At 47.2% G+C, this 14016-nt stretch carries 12 protein-coding genes; 7 read left to right on the top strand and 5 right to left on the bottom strand.

The features are described from left to right. The first annotated feature begins 27 nt into the window (after positions 1–27). Positions 28–504, top strand: a complete 477-nt coding sequence (locus ACP7FG_RS02415; RefSeq protein WP_439225406.1) for a hotdog fold domain-containing protein — start codon at positions 28–30, stop codon at positions 502–504. On the opposite strand, the gene ACP7FG_RS02410 is transcribed toward ACP7FG_RS02415, so the two are convergent. After that, positions 494–1810 (bottom strand): M24 family metallopeptidase, encoded by a 1317-nt coding sequence (locus tag ACP7FG_RS02410; RefSeq protein ID WP_439225405.1) that lies wholly within the window; start codon positions 1808–1810, stop codon positions 494–496. The genes ACP7FG_RS02415 and ACP7FG_RS02410 overlap by 11 nt on opposite strands. A gap of 67 nt (positions 1811–1877) precedes the next feature. Further along, positions 1878–3431 (bottom strand): peptide MFS transporter, encoded by a 1554-nt coding sequence (locus ACP7FG_RS02405; protein ID WP_439225404.1) that lies wholly within the window; start codon positions 3429–3431, stop codon positions 1878–1880. 307 nt (positions 3432–3738) lie between these two features. On the opposite strand from ACP7FG_RS02405, the gene ACP7FG_RS02400 reads away from it, so the two are divergent. The 6 genes from ACP7FG_RS02400 (at position 3739) to ACP7FG_RS02375 (ending at position 10633) form a co-directional block, all read left to right on the top strand. Then, positions 3739–4428, top strand: coding sequence for a GntR family transcriptional regulator (locus ACP7FG_RS02400; protein WP_417435207.1), 690 nt, complete (start codon positions 3739–3741; stop codon positions 4426–4428). Continuing rightward, a complete protein-coding gene (gene prpB / locus ACP7FG_RS02395) occupies positions 4425–5303 on the top strand; it encodes a methylisocitrate lyase (protein WP_199494667.1) in 879 nt (292 codons plus the stop codon). The genes ACP7FG_RS02400 and prpB overlap by 4 nt, the downstream gene beginning before the upstream one ends. Positions 5304–5381: 78 nt before the next feature. After that, a complete protein-coding gene (gene prpC / locus ACP7FG_RS02390; RefSeq protein ID WP_054487520.1) occupies positions 5382–6506 on the top strand; it encodes a bifunctional 2-methylcitrate synthase/citrate synthase in 1125 nt (374 codons plus the stop codon). A gap of 81 nt (positions 6507–6587) precedes the next feature. After that, on the top strand, positions 6588–9182 hold the full coding sequence (gene acnD / locus ACP7FG_RS02385) for a Fe/S-dependent 2-methylisocitrate dehydratase AcnD (RefSeq protein WP_224797499.1): 2595 nt from the start codon (positions 6588–6590) through the stop codon (positions 9180–9182). Between the two features lie 14 nt (positions 9183–9196). Beyond that, the gene (gene prpF / locus ACP7FG_RS02380) at positions 9197–10372 is read left to right on the top strand and encodes a 2-methylaconitate cis-trans isomerase PrpF (protein WP_439225403.1); all 1176 of its coding nucleotides are present in this window, start codon (positions 9197–9199) and stop codon (positions 10370–10372) included. After that, positions 10373–10633 carry a hypothetical protein gene (locus ACP7FG_RS02375; protein ID WP_222236895.1) on the top strand — a complete coding sequence of 87 codons (261 nt, stop codon included), beginning with the start codon at positions 10373–10375 and terminating at the stop codon, positions 10631–10633. Here ACP7FG_RS02375 and ACP7FG_RS02370 read toward each other — a convergent pair. The 3 genes from ACP7FG_RS02370 to ACP7FG_RS02360 form a co-directional block, all read right to left on the bottom strand. Continuing rightward, complete coding sequence (locus ACP7FG_RS02370; protein ID WP_224797497.1) at positions 10630–11238, bottom strand: hypothetical protein; 609 nt, start codon at positions 11236–11238, stop codon at positions 10630–10632. The genes ACP7FG_RS02375 and ACP7FG_RS02370 overlap by 4 nt on opposite strands. Positions 11239–11378: 140 nt before the next feature. Further along, complete coding sequence (locus ACP7FG_RS02365; RefSeq protein ID WP_439225402.1) at positions 11379–12116, bottom strand: 3'-5' exonuclease; 738 nt, start codon at positions 12114–12116, stop codon at positions 11379–11381. Positions 12117–12118: 2 nt separating this feature from the next. Then, a complete protein-coding gene (locus tag ACP7FG_RS02360) occupies positions 12119–13975 on the bottom strand; it encodes a DUF294 nucleotidyltransferase-like domain-containing protein (RefSeq protein ID WP_439225401.1) in 1857 nt (618 codons plus the stop codon). Between the last annotated feature and the right edge of the window lie 41 nt (positions 13976–14016).

Below are 14016 nucleotides of genomic sequence, written 5' to 3'. Positions count from 1 at the left end.
CAAATTGTTACCAATCTATTTGGAGTCATGATTTTGGCCAGTAGCAACTACCTTATTAATTTGTACGAACGCTGCTTAAAAATGCCTTTTGGACGTCAGGTTTTTTCGGCAATGTTTGCCCGAAAAGCGCCTTATTTTAAAACGATTAAGCCGCTTATTACTGAATTAAAGCCTAACCTTTGTCAGCTGACGTTTAAGAAACGAAAAGCAGTCCAGAACCATATTGGTACGGTGCACGCCATTGCGGTATGCAACGGCATGGAAATGGCGATGGGGGCTGTAGCAGAAGCATCCATTCCTAAGCATCTGCGTTGGCTGCCGAAAGGTATGAATGTGCAGTATTTGGCCAAAACCGATAGTGATGTGACCATAGAAGCAACAAGCTCAGAGTCCACCTGGCAACCGGGCGATCAGCCAATATCGGTAGAAGCTAAGCGCAACGACGGCACTGTTGTAGCCGCCGGGCACATTACTATTTATGTGTCAGAAAAGCCTAGTCGATAAGATGAAAGGACTGCTGTCTGCCGTTTAAGTAGCTAACATCGTCACCATCAAAAAATGCATCCTCTTCCAGCATGATGGTGATGGTTTTATTCTCGAATGTGGTTTTGTTATTAAGTTCTATAGAATAGGCCGTATTGGAGAATAATGGGTATTCTCCTCCTCCTGATATAGCGTGCTGTTTATCCCACATACCAATGGTAGGGCCTGAGCCATGGCCGTAATACCCAATAGGGTGGGTATAAATCATAGGCTCCAGGCCTTTGTCCTTAGCTTGCTCTAACGCTGCAAGTAATATTTCGTTGCCAGAACGTGTCTCTTCAAACTGGGCTGTCAAAATATCTTGTAGTTGATTGGCATTAGCTAATGCCTGTTTTAGGGTATCAGGTGCGTCGGACTCGTCTTCTTTTAAAACATAAGCATGTTGTTGAGTATCGGTGTTTAAACGCAGGTAGGTAATGCCAAAGTCTACATGCAATAAGTCGCCGCGTTGAATGGTGACGCCTGTTGAACGCGGGTGCCCTGGTTGAGGGTCATTGATACGTTGTACACTCACGGAAGGATGGAACCAAACCGGCAGGTTCTCTTGTGCCGCACGTTCACGGAACCACCATTGAAGATCTTCTGTGGTCGTTTCACCAACCGAGATCACTTTGCTGGAGAAACCTTCAGCGATAATTTGGTGAGCAAGCTTAACGGCATGACGATAATAGGGCAGTTCTGCTTCTATTCGCTTTTCAAGCCAGGAAACAGCAAGCGGTTCAGCACTCACAATTTTACTGTCTAGGTTATCGGGTAAAGCAGCCATAAAAAGCTCTTTATCCGTGGCTGTAATGCCGTCAGCCTGAGCGAAATATTTCGATTGATTAATTGCGATAGAGGTTGGGTTACGCTCTGCAATAATTTGAGCCAGACGCTTCCATTGGTCTGGCTGTTGTTCCGGGTTCCATGCGCTTTTAAACACCTCGCCAACGTCGTAGCGGGCTATTGCCAGGGTCTCCAGACTCTCATTTTCACCCGGGTCATGAATAAGCAGAATTGTTCTTCGTCTGGCTGACAACCAGTCGCTGGGCAGGAAGGTTTTAAGTACCGGGTCCTCGTTGTACTCGCGACTTATCAATACCCACATATCTATGTCAGCTTTTCGCATTAGCTCCGGGAGCAGTTTTTGAACACGCTGCTGAAGAAGCTCATCAACAACTTCTGCACGCTGCTTAAGGGGGAGTGGGCTTATAGTATCTGCAAATACGTTGGTGGAAAATACCGCGCCAAAGGTGAGACTAACCAGTAAAATAATTTGTTTTAGCATAAGTGCGACCGATAATAAAAAAGGGACCCGAAGGTCCCTTTCTATCAGCTTTTCACAAAGAAGTGAATTAAGGCTTACCAACGGGCTCGTTGGCATCGATAACTGCACCCGGGTGCTCGTCTTCGCCATCGTCCGGCGCCAGCTTTTCCCATTTACGGGTAAACAGAGCTAATACGAATACAACCGCACCAACGCTCACACCGAACACAAAAATGGTCCAGTAGAGTTCAGGCATTGCCTGTGGGTTTTCCGGGTCAAGACCACCTGCCAGAAGACCCGCAATCACATTACCCATGGCATAAGTCAGAACGAAAACGCCCATTAACTGTCCGGCCATACGTTTTGGCGATAGTTTACTGACCGCACTTAACGCTACCGGGCTTAAGCAAAGCTCACCAACGGTGTGAATAAAGTACACTGCAACCAACCAGTAAGGTGCTACTTTTAAGCCGCTAGCGGCCGCTTGCGACGCAAAGAACATGACAATGAAGCCGGTCGCCATAATGATAAGGCCAATCGCGCTTTTAAAACCGTACGATGGATTGATCATGCGTTTGCTGAGATTAATCCAAAGCGCAGCGAAAAACGGTGACAACGCGACCAAAAAGATAGAGTTAAGTGACTGGAACCAGGTTGTAGGAATTTCAAAGTCACCGACCATGCGATCCGTTAAGTCGCGAGCAAATAGGTTGAACGATGAACCTGCCTGCTCGAAGCCTGCCCAGAACATGGTTGAGGCAATACAGACCAGAAATAGGGCACCGAGTCGCTTCATTTCATCTTTGGTCAACTTACCAAACAGGAATATGGACAGGTAATACACAAAAAAGATAACAGTGAAAATAACTGCGACGTTACCAGCAATCAGCGTTGGGTCTAAAGTAACGTAGTCATTCAATGCTAAAAATGTGTAAACTGCTAAACCAGCTAATAAGAGCCAGATAACTCCCCAGCTGCGTTTTGCTGCTTTAGGACCCAGAGGTTTAGGTGGTTTCGCTCCAACATCGCCAAGTTTAGGTTTAGTCAGTTTGTACTGAATAAGGCCGAACGCCATACCGACAGCAGCGGCCCCAAAGCCCCAATGGTAACCAGCATTTTCCATAAGGTAACCAGTAACGATGTAACCGATGATAGAACCGATGTTGATACCCATATAATAAAGGGTATAACCACCATCACGACGGTCATCGTTGGAGCTATATAACTGACCAACCATGGCGGTAATGTTGGGTTTTAATAAACCTGTGCCAAGTACCACCAAAATCATACCAACGAAGAAGCCAGCCTCACTCGGTATGGCCAAGACAATGTGTCCCAGCATAATAATGATGCCGCCGTACCAGGTTGCGCGCTGACCGCCTAATAAACGGTCAGCAATCCAACCGCCGGGTAAGCCCATGAAATAGACCGCACCGGTGTATAGACCGTAGATAGCGGTTGCAGAGGCAACAGTTAAGGCGATACCGCCTTCTTGCAAGCTGGCGGTCATGAATAAAACGAGTAGCGCGCGCATACCGTAGTAGCTCATGCGCTCCCACATTTCGGTAAAGAACAGGGTCTGTAAGCCCCCTGGCTGTCCGAAAAAGCTTGAATCTTTATCGACTATTTTTGTTGGATCCATTCTTGTTATCCATTTTGTTATTTAATATTAAATAGTTAGCGTTATTAGTAGCTCATTCGACTTTGGTCTAAGTCGGAAAAAGTGGCCTTACTTTACTAGCGAAGACTGATAAATAAAACCGAAAACGACGAAATACTCGGTTTTTGAGCTGTTTCTCCGCCGGAACTGACAGAGTTCGACAGCTTAAGGAATATTTTTGAGGATAAGGTGAACACACTAATATTGTCGACAATTTAGTTCATGCTAGCTTGCTAATAGCGTTATTTTCATGGAAAATAGAGCAATCAATAATTACTGTCGACAATTAATGCAAATAGTCAGTCCTTTAGAACGTTCAGCCATTACCTCTTCAGACCGAGTTCTGTTTGAAATACAGCGCGCTATTGTGGAAGGGGATATAGCAGCGGGCTCAAAAATTAGTGAACCTGAGCTGGCTAGACGTTTTAATGTTAGCCGAGCGCCATTGCGTGAAGCTTTAGCGAGACTTGAGCGTTGCCATCTTATTGAACGAATTCCGAACGCAGGTGCCAGAGTGGTTACCTTGTCACCGGAAGGCTTAATTTCGTTGTATCAAATACGCGAAGAGCTGGAAGGTCTGGCCTGTCGTTTAGCGGCAGAACAAATGCCGGAAAGTGAAATTGATGAGTTACGGCAATTACTCGATAAGCACCTGGAAACTCAGCGGGTTCGTGAAGGTGAAAGTTACTATCAGGAAGCCGGCGATCTCGATTTTCATTATCGCATTATACTCGGCAGTAAAAATCAGTATTTAATTAATATGCTTTGCGACGAACTCTACTATCTTGTCCGTATGTATCGAGTACAAATGGGAATGAATGGTCCAAGAGTTTCGCGTGCCTTCGATGAACACAAAGCCATTATTAACGCTATTGCTAACCGCGATGGGGAATTGGCCGATCTGCTCATGCGCCGCCATATTGGCGCGTCTCGTAAGAATATTGAATTACGGTTACAAACACAAAAGGAAACATCATGACTCATATGACAAGCCCGGGCGCTAAGTTGCGCCAAGCTATTGCCGACGAAAATCCTTTACAGATTGTTGGCACCATTAACGCCTACACAGCAATGATGGCAGAGAAGGTTGGGCATAAAGCGCTTTACCTGTCTGGTGCCGGTGTGGCGAATGCGTCTTTTGGTTTGCCTGACTTAGGCATGACGTCGTTGAATGATGTTTGTGAAGACATTCGTCGTATTACTGCAGCAACCGATCTACCTCTGTTAGTTGATGCTGACACAGGTTGGGGCGGAGCATTTAACATTGCCCGTACCGTTCAGGAAATGACGCGTGCCGGTGCTGCCGGAATGCACATTGAAGATCAGGTGGCTCAGAAGCGCTGCGGACACCGTCCAAACAAAGAAATTGTCACTCAGGAAGAAATGGTCGACCGCGTTAAAGCGGCGGTTGATGCGCGTATTGATGACCAGTTTTTGATTATGGCGCGCACCGACGCACTACAACAACAAGGACTGGAAGCCGCTATTGAACGTGCTCAGGCCTGTGTGGATGCTGGTGCTGATGCCATTTTTGCAGAAGCTGTCCATACACTTGACCAGTATAAAGCTTTCAGCGAAGCGCTGAACGTGCCGGTTCTGGCGAATATCACTGAATTCGGTGCAACCCCATTGTTTAATAAACAGGAACTGGCCGATGTTGGGGTGGAAATTGTTCTTTACCCTCTGAGTGCTTTCCGGGCAATGAACAAAGCCGCATTGAACGTCTACAATAGTATTTTAGAGAACGGTGATCAGAAAGCCGTTGTAGATGACATGCAGACTCGCTCAGAGTTGTATGACTTTTTGAACTATCACGATTTTGAAGAAAAATTGGACCAGTTATTTAAGAAATAATACGACGTAGCCTGACGCTCACGTCAGGTGAAATATCGAATACAAAAGACTTTGTAAAATTAAGAAGGGAACAACATTATGGCAGAGAAGAAACTAAGCGGCGCAGGTTTGCGCGGACAGTCAGCCGGAGAAACCGCACTATGTACTGTTGGTAAAAGCGGCTCAGGTTTAACCTACCGTGGTTATGACATCTCTGAACTGGCGGAAAAAGTCAGTTTTGAAGAAGTGGCTTACCTTTTAGCGAAAGGCGAGCTGCCCAATAAACAGCAGTTAGAAGACTATAAAAAGCGTTTGAAGTCACTGCGCACCTTACCTCAGGAAGTCAAAGACGTACTTGAGCGTATTCCAAAGTCAGCGCACCCAATGGACGTTATGCGTACCGGCTGTTCTATGCTGGGCAACCTGGAAACAGAAGAAAGCTTTGATGAAGCGGACGATCACATTGAACGCATGCTCGCGACTTTCCCGGGTATTGTACTGTACTGGTACCGCTTTACTCACGATGGTGTTCGTATTGATACTGATTCTGAAGAAGAATCTATTGGTGCTCACTTTCTGCGTCTGTTGCACGACAAAGCACCTTCAGAGCTGCATGCGGCAGTAATGAATACCTCATTAATTCTGTATGCTGAGCACGAGTTTAATGCATCAACCTTTACGGCTCGCGTTTGTGCGTCAACCTTGTCAGATATTCACTCTTGTGTAACCGGTGCTATTGGTTCATTACGCGGCCCACTTCATGGCGGTGCAAACGAAGCGGCAATGGAGCTGATTGAAGGCATGAAAGATGCTGATGATGCTGAGCAGAAGCTGAAAGGCATGCTTGAACGCAAAGAGAAAATCATGGGCTTTGGCCACGCCATTTACCGTGACTTTGACCCGCGTAACGATGTGATTAAAGCCTGGTCTAAGAAGTTGTCTGAAGAAGTGGGTGATAGCCGCTTATACGACGTTTCAGTGCGTTGTGAAAAAGTCATGTGGGACGAGAAGAAACTGTTCCCGAACGCGGACTTCTTCCATGCCTCGGCTTATCACTACATGGGCATTCCAACCAAACTGTTCACACCAATCTTTGTGATGTCACGTGTGACCGGCTGGACCGCTCATGTGAAAGAGCAGCGCGCTAACAACCGTATTATTCGCCCAAGTGCTGATTATACGGGCCCAGAGCCGCGCAAAGTTCCAGCTTTAGAAGAGCGCTAATCCGATTGGAACTGATATTTGTACAGGAGCAGTTATCTACTGCTCCTTTTTTCGTTTAACGATGACGATAAGTGGTAACTCATGACTTCATACCGTAAAAAACTCGCTGGTACCACGCTCGAGTACTTTGATGCTCAAGCTGCTGTGGATGCGATTGAACCCGGCGCTTATGCGCGCCTGCCATACACTTCTCGTGTACTAGCTGAAAACTTAGTTCGCCGCTGCCCTCAGGATATCCTGACGCAGTCGCTGGAACAGTTGATTTACCGTAAAAAAGAACACGACTTTCCCTGGTTTCCGGCTCGCGTTGTCTGCCATGACATTCTGGGCCAGACGGCGCTGGTTGATCTAGCCGGCCTGCGTGACGCTATTGCAGAAAAGGGCGGTGACCCTGCCAAAGTAAACCCTGTGGTTCCAACTCAGCTGATTGTTGACCATTCACTAGCCGTGGAACACGCCGGTTTTGATAAAGATGCTTTCGAGAAGAACCGGGCTATTGAAGACCGTCGTAACGACGATCGTTTTCACTTTATTAACTGGACCAAAACAGCGTTTAAAAACGTTGATGTCATTCCTCCTGGCAACGGCATTATGCACCAGATAAATTTGGAGAAAATGTCTCCGGTGGTGCAGGTTCGCGACAATGTCGCTTTTGTTGATACCTGTGTGGGTACTGACAGCCATACGCCAATGGTTGATGCCTTAGGTGTTATTTCTGTGGGCGTAGGTGGTCTGGAAGCGGAAAGCGTTATGCTTGGGCGAGCATCTTACATGCGCTTGCCTGATATTGTAGGCGTTGAGCTTAGCGGCAAGCTGCAACCGGGCATTACCAGTACCGATTTAGTGTTGGAAATGACCGAGTTTTTGCGTAAAGAGCGTGTTGTTGGTGCGTATCTGGAATTTTATGGTGAAGGTGCAGAAGCCTTAACGGTAGGCGACCGTGCAACCATTTCAAATATGACACCGGAATACGGCGCGACTGCAGCCATGTTCTATATTGATGATCAGACCATTGATTATCTGAAGCTGACCGGGCGTGACGATGACCAGGTAGAATTGGTTGAGCACTTTGCCAAAGAAACCGGGTTGTGGGCGGACAGCTTAAAGTCTGCGGAGTATGGTCGGGTACTTAAATTCGATTTATCCAAAGTGAAGCGTAACCTGGCCGGGCCTTCGAACCCGCATTCGCTGTTACCTGCATCGGAGCTATCTGAGCGTGGTGTTGCGAAACACATTGAGAACCCGGAAGAAGGCAAAATGCCTGACGGCGCGGTGATTATCGCAGCCATTACCAGCTGTACCAATACCAGTAACCCACGCAACATGATTGCTGCCGGCCTAATTGCTCGTAACGCGAACAAGCTGGGCTTAACCCGTAAGCCATGGGTAAAATCATCGCTGGCTCCAGGGTCTAAGACGGTCAAAATGTATCTGGAAGAAGCGGAACTGTTGCCTGAACTGGAAGATTTAGGTTTTGGCGTAGTCGCCTTTGCCTGTACCACCTGTAACGGCATGAGTGGTTCGTTGGATCCTAAAATACAGCAGGAAATTATTGACCGTGATTTATTCTCTACGGCGGTATTGTCTGGTAACCGTAACTTTGACGGGCGTATCCACCCGTATGCTAAGCAGGCGTTCCTGGCTTCCCCGCCATTGGTCGTAGCTTACGCCATAGCGGGTACTATTCGCTTTGATATTGAGAAAGACGTATTGGGCATTGACCCGGACGGTAATCCGGTAACGCTGAAAGATATCTGGCCAAGCGATGAAGAGATTGATGCCATTGTGAAACAGAGCGTTAAACCTGAGCAATTCCGTAAGGTTTATGACCCGATGTTTGATCTGTCAGTTGACTACGGTGAGAAGAACAACCCGTTGTACGACTGGCGCCCGCAAACTACCTATATTCGCCGTCCGCCATATTGGGAAGGCGCATTAGCTGCAGAGCGCACCATGAAAGGTATGCGTCCGTTAGCGGTGCTGGGCGACAATATCACCACTGACCACTTGTCACCGTCAAACGCTATTATGGCTGACAGTGCCGCCGGTGAATATTTGGCGAAAATGGGTGTGCCGGAGGAGGACTTTAACTCTTACGCAACGCATCGTGGCGACCATTTAACAGCGCAGCGCGCGACCTTTGCTAACCCGAAACTGTTTAATGAAATGGTGAAAGGCGAAGACGGTAAAGTCATTCAGGGCTCGCTGGCACGAATTGAACCTGAAGGTAAAACCGTGCGCATGTGGGAAGCTATTGAACACTATATGGAGAACAAACAGCCGCTTATTATTGTGGCTGGTGCTGATTATGGTCAGGGCTCGTCACGCGACTGGGCTGCAAAAGGTGTGCGCTTAGCCGGTGTTGAAGTCATTGTTGCCGAAGGCTTTGAGCGCATTCACCGTACCAACTTAATTGGTATGGGTGTATTGCCGTTGCAGTTTGAAGAAGGCACAACCCGTAAAACGCTGAATATTGATGGTACTGAAACCTTTGATGTGAAAGGTACGCCGGAAGCTGGTGCGAGACTGACTTTAGTCATTCATCGTGCCAATGGTGACAGTGAAGAAGTGCCGGTACAGTGCCGCTTAGACACCAAAGAAGAAGTATCAATTTATGAAGCCGGTGGTGTATTACAACGTTTTGCTCAGGACTTTTTAGAAGCAGAAGCAAGCTAAGGGGTTCTAAAACGATGCATAAACCACAAATTAAAATTCCCGCCACCTATATGCGTGGCGGGACCTCAAAAGGGGTTTTCTTTCGTCTGCAGGACTTACCCGAGCCGGCTCAACAGCCGGGCGCTGTGCGTGACGCTATATTGATGCGCGTAATCGGCAGTCCGGATCCTTATGCTAAGCATACGGACGGCATGGGTGGTGCTACCTCCAGCACCAGCAAAACGGTTATAGTCTCTAAAAGCGAGCAACCAGACCATGACGTAGACTACCTGTTTGGTCAGGTATCTATTGATAAGCCTTTTGTTGACTGGAGCGGTAACTGCGGCAATTTATCGTCAGCCGTAGGGCCTTTTGCTATTGCTAATGGTTTAGTTGACGCAGAGCGTATACCTGAAAATGGTGTGTGCGAAGTTCGTATCTGGCAGGCCAATATTGGTAAAACCATTGTCAATAAAGTGCCTATGGTCAATGGTGAAGTGCAGGAAACCGGTGACTTTATTCTGGACGGTGTCACCTTTCCGGCGGCTGAAGTGCCGGTGGAGTTTATGGATCCATCAGCGGATGGTGAGTCAATGTTTCCGACCGGTAACCTTATTGATGATCTAGAGGTTCCTGGCATTGGCACATTAAAAGCAACGATGATCAACGCTGGTATTCCGACCATTTTTCTTAATGCAGAAGAAATTGGATACGACGGCACTGAGTTGCAGGAAGTCATTAACGGCAGTCCGGAAGCTCTGGAACGCTTTGAAACCATTCGTGCCTATGGCGCGGTAAAAATGGGGCTAATTGGTAATGTTGCAGAAGCGGCTAACCGTCAGCACACCCCAAAAGTGGCTTTTGTCGCAGCGCCGAAAGACTATACGGCATCCAGTGGTAAGGTCATTAAAGCCGATGACGTTGACTTGCTGGTAAGGGCGATGTCGATGGGAAAATTGCATCACGCCATGATGGGAACCGCTGCTGTTGCTATTGGCACTGCCGCCGCAATTCCTGGTACTACCGTAAACTTAGCTGCAGGTGGCAAAGACCGTACTATGGTGAACTTTGGTCACCCGTCGGGTACCTTGCAAGTCGGTGCTGAATGTAAACAAGTGAATGGCCAATGGACTGCTATTAAAGCCATTATGAGCCGCAGCGCGCGGGTCTTAATGGAAGGAAAGGTTCGCATTCCTGGTGACGTACTGTAAATGAAGGACGCCACGCAGGCCAAACTGCTCAAAGCCGCTATGATCACCGGCATCAGCCTAATATTATTAGGTCACGTGGTGTTGGTTGTTACCTTCGGCAATGATGACATTGGCTTTCGTGGGTATATTTTAGGGGCAGCGATGAACGCCATTGGCGTTATTTTATCGCTGCCTACTAAGATTTATCTCACTTTAGTGCTCATGGAAAAAGAAGAGCGCGACAATGAAAATACTCATTGGAGCGATAGAAACTCAGATTAATCAGCATAGCCCCAGGGTGTTGGTGGCGTATCAACGGTTTCTGTTAAGTCAAAATCAACCCGAAACTCTCTGCCTTCGCGAATTAAACGATAGGTAAATGTGTCATCGTGGATATACATTTGCCAAATGTTGGTATTCGACTGCGGCACTCCCAGTTCAATAAATAGTTCTTTTGAGTAAGCATCAGCAGGGAAAGATTGAGCTGTCGAGTGACCCTTATCAACAGTATGACCACCGTACATGGTTAAAGGATCATAGTTGCCATCTTGCTTGCGATGATCATGTTTAAGACTAATACCAGACCCTGTTTGCGTTAAGATCCAGGTGCGCGAATGGTTGTCCCCAACGTGAAACGGGATTTCAATTTTAGTATCACCGCACTTGCGCACATGCATAATCAACGGGCCTTCAAAGCCCTCACTTGCAGGGGTATCAACCGTTACTTCGCCAGCGTATGAGTTGCCACAGTGCTCGTTAATTGCCGCAAAAAACTCAGCCTGAGCTTGAGTACTAACGCGTGGAGCAGGCTTTACTACCTGGGCAGAACTGATAAAGGGTGCAAAGCTTGCGACGGCAATTGACGTAAGAAAAAGAATATTTTTCATTTTTAGACCATTAGATAATGTTTAATTTTAATTATATGAGTCATTAAAACCTGCCATGAATTAAAGGCACATGCCAGTACTTTTACGTAAACTTATGACTCAAACATTAGTAACAGAGATTACAGCTTCCTGTTTGGAAGTTAAGGCAACCAAATATCTCCAATAGGCTTTTCAGCTGAAAAGTGGTGAGCAACTTGTGCTTGCAGGAGCTCACCGCAGGCAAGAGCGTCAGTCATAGCGTCGTGCGGTGCATAGAAGGGCAGGTTATAGCGATCTCTGCTATCACTTAAACGAATAGACACCCGCTCTTTACCAGTTAACTTGTCCCATAAACTGCGTTTCTGGCGATGAAAGCGCGCTTCAATTTCCATGGTGTCTATCAGTGGAAAATGAATGCTTTCTTTTAGGCGCTCTTTAAAGGCACCTTGTAGAAACGGGCGCTCTATGCCGTTGTAATGCACCACCCAAACTTTTCCGGCTACGGCTTCTAATAACGGGTCGATAATTTCGGAAAAGTCGGGAGCTCTTTCAATGGCACTGTGTGTTATACCGTGAATGGTAATTGACTCATTGGTTAGTAGCCTTCGGGGCTTAACAATCCATTGTTTTGCCTGACTCATGTGGATTCGGTCAAGCGTCATGGGTATAACAGCAATGCTAATAATGCCGTGCTTATCGGGGTTCATCCCGGTGGTTTCAAAGTCGACTGCGACCATAGGGACATGGCTAATAGGAGAGCTGCTGCTAGCTATACCCGCCTCATAGTATTTTTTCAGGGCAGGGTATTTGGCTGTTTTGGCCAGCTCCTGAAAACGTTTTGGCCAGTCAATGGTGCTTTTCTGTTGTTTATTCTCAGCATCCGGCGGCAGATACAACATTATCAGGCCCCGGAATACTTATAACGCAGGTATTTCTGCGCGTTGCTAAGAATTTGAAAAGCGTCCTTTAAGTTTTTACGCTCAAAATCTGATAAGTCTTCCGGTGCGACATTGTTATCGGGGGGATCTCCGGCTTCTAATGCTAAAGCCTGGTGACGAATTCGCACCATAGAAATGAGTTCAAGCGCGTCGCGTAAATCAGGGCCGCGACCTTTCGGCAGAACGTTGGCCTCAATTATTTCCTCTAACCGCGCAAAGGAATTCTGCCGTTGCGCACCAATGGCCAGAGCATGTACCCGAATCAAGTCAGCAACCGGACCGGTGCCACGGCGCTTAGTATTAATACTGTCACGATGCTTGCCGTCTTTTTCCATCACAAAGTCTTTAAAAAAGCCTAACGGCGGTGTTCGATTCAATGCATTACGAGCCATAGAGCCAAGGAATCGTTTGTTCTTCGGTGCTTTTTTGCGAATAAGCTGATTCAGCTCTTTAGCGAAACGGGTTTCACCACCCACACCGTCCAGATCAAAAAATATGGAGGACTGCAGTAACTTTTCGGGCGATGGGTTATCTATCCAGTCGGTAAAGTAATGCTTCCATTTAGAAAGAGGCTGCCGCCAGTTTGGGTTTGTTGCCATAATATCGCCAGTGCAGTAGGTGTAACCGCAGGCATTCAGGCCATCGGAAACAAACTGCGCGATATTAAGAAAATATTCATCGTGTAGTTTGGGATCAAAACTGTCATCCAGCACCATGGCGTTGTCCTGATCCGTCACAACGGTTTGTTCGTCGCGAGCCATGGAACCCAGCGCCAGAAAGCAGTAGGGAACCGGCGGCGGTCCGTATTTTTCTTCGGCTAACTCTAATAGGCGCTGTTTGAAGCTGCGTCCAATAGTAGCCATGGCCGAGCCAATAATGCGTGAGTTGGCGTCTTCTTCCACCATACGCACAAAGCTTCTATGCACGTCAGGCACCAGCTGCGAGAGCTCTTCAATGCTGGTTTGCTTAAAAATGCTGGAAACAACATATAAGCTACTTTGCGATTCATGTCGTGCGACGTCAGACAAAGCAATAACGCCGACCACTTTCTGCTGGCGTAATACCGGTAAGTGGTGCAGGTTGGTACGTAGCATGGTTAAAAACGCTTCAAAAACGCGGTTGTTATGCTGAATGAAAATCAAATTTTCAGACATGATGTCAGAGACCGGACTGGAAGCATCTCTGTCTACGGCGAGTACACGTTTACGCAAGTCTTTGTCGGTGATTATGCCAACAGGTTTGTCTTGTTTTTCGCCGTCGTAAATAAGCAATGACGATACTTTCTCATCGGTCATTAAACCAGCGGCTTCACGTATTGATGCGTTTTTGTCGATGGCCACAGGCTCGCGTGTAATTAACGTTTCGACGCGGGCTGATAATGTGCGGTTGCGGTTTTCGTGTTCTTTTACCGCATGGCTAACACGGCGTTGTTCTTCAACCTCCACCGCGTCGGCAAAAGAGTCGTATTCGTCATAAAAGCGATTAAAGAGCTCGCCCGGAATGTAGTAAAGTAATGTGTCTTCAATGGTTCTGACCGGAAAGCGGACACGGCCTTTACGAAGTAAACCTGCTTCACCGAAAAAACCACCTTCGTCCAGCCGGTTAAACAGCGAACCGTCTTTGTGGTAGGTCTCAATAGACCCACTTCTGACGACATGCAGAGAGTCGATATGCTGATTAAACTCTAATATCTGAGTCTTTGCTTTGAAGTATGCTACTGACGTGTTCTTAGCGGCTAATTGAAGCTCTTCTTCCGGTAACTCATTAAATGGAGAATATTTGCGTAAGAAGTTCAGTATTTCGACGTGCTCAGCTTCCATATAAGCACCTTAGAAAGTGAGCGACACCCAGAGGTGTCGCT

It is taken from the genome of Idiomarina sp. ST10R2A5, assembly GCF_051842325.1.
GTDB classification, from domain to species: Bacteria; Pseudomonadota; Gammaproteobacteria; order Enterobacterales; family Alteromonadaceae; genus Idiomarina; species Idiomarina abyssalis.
This window is presented reverse-complemented; position numbering and strand designations above follow the sequence as displayed.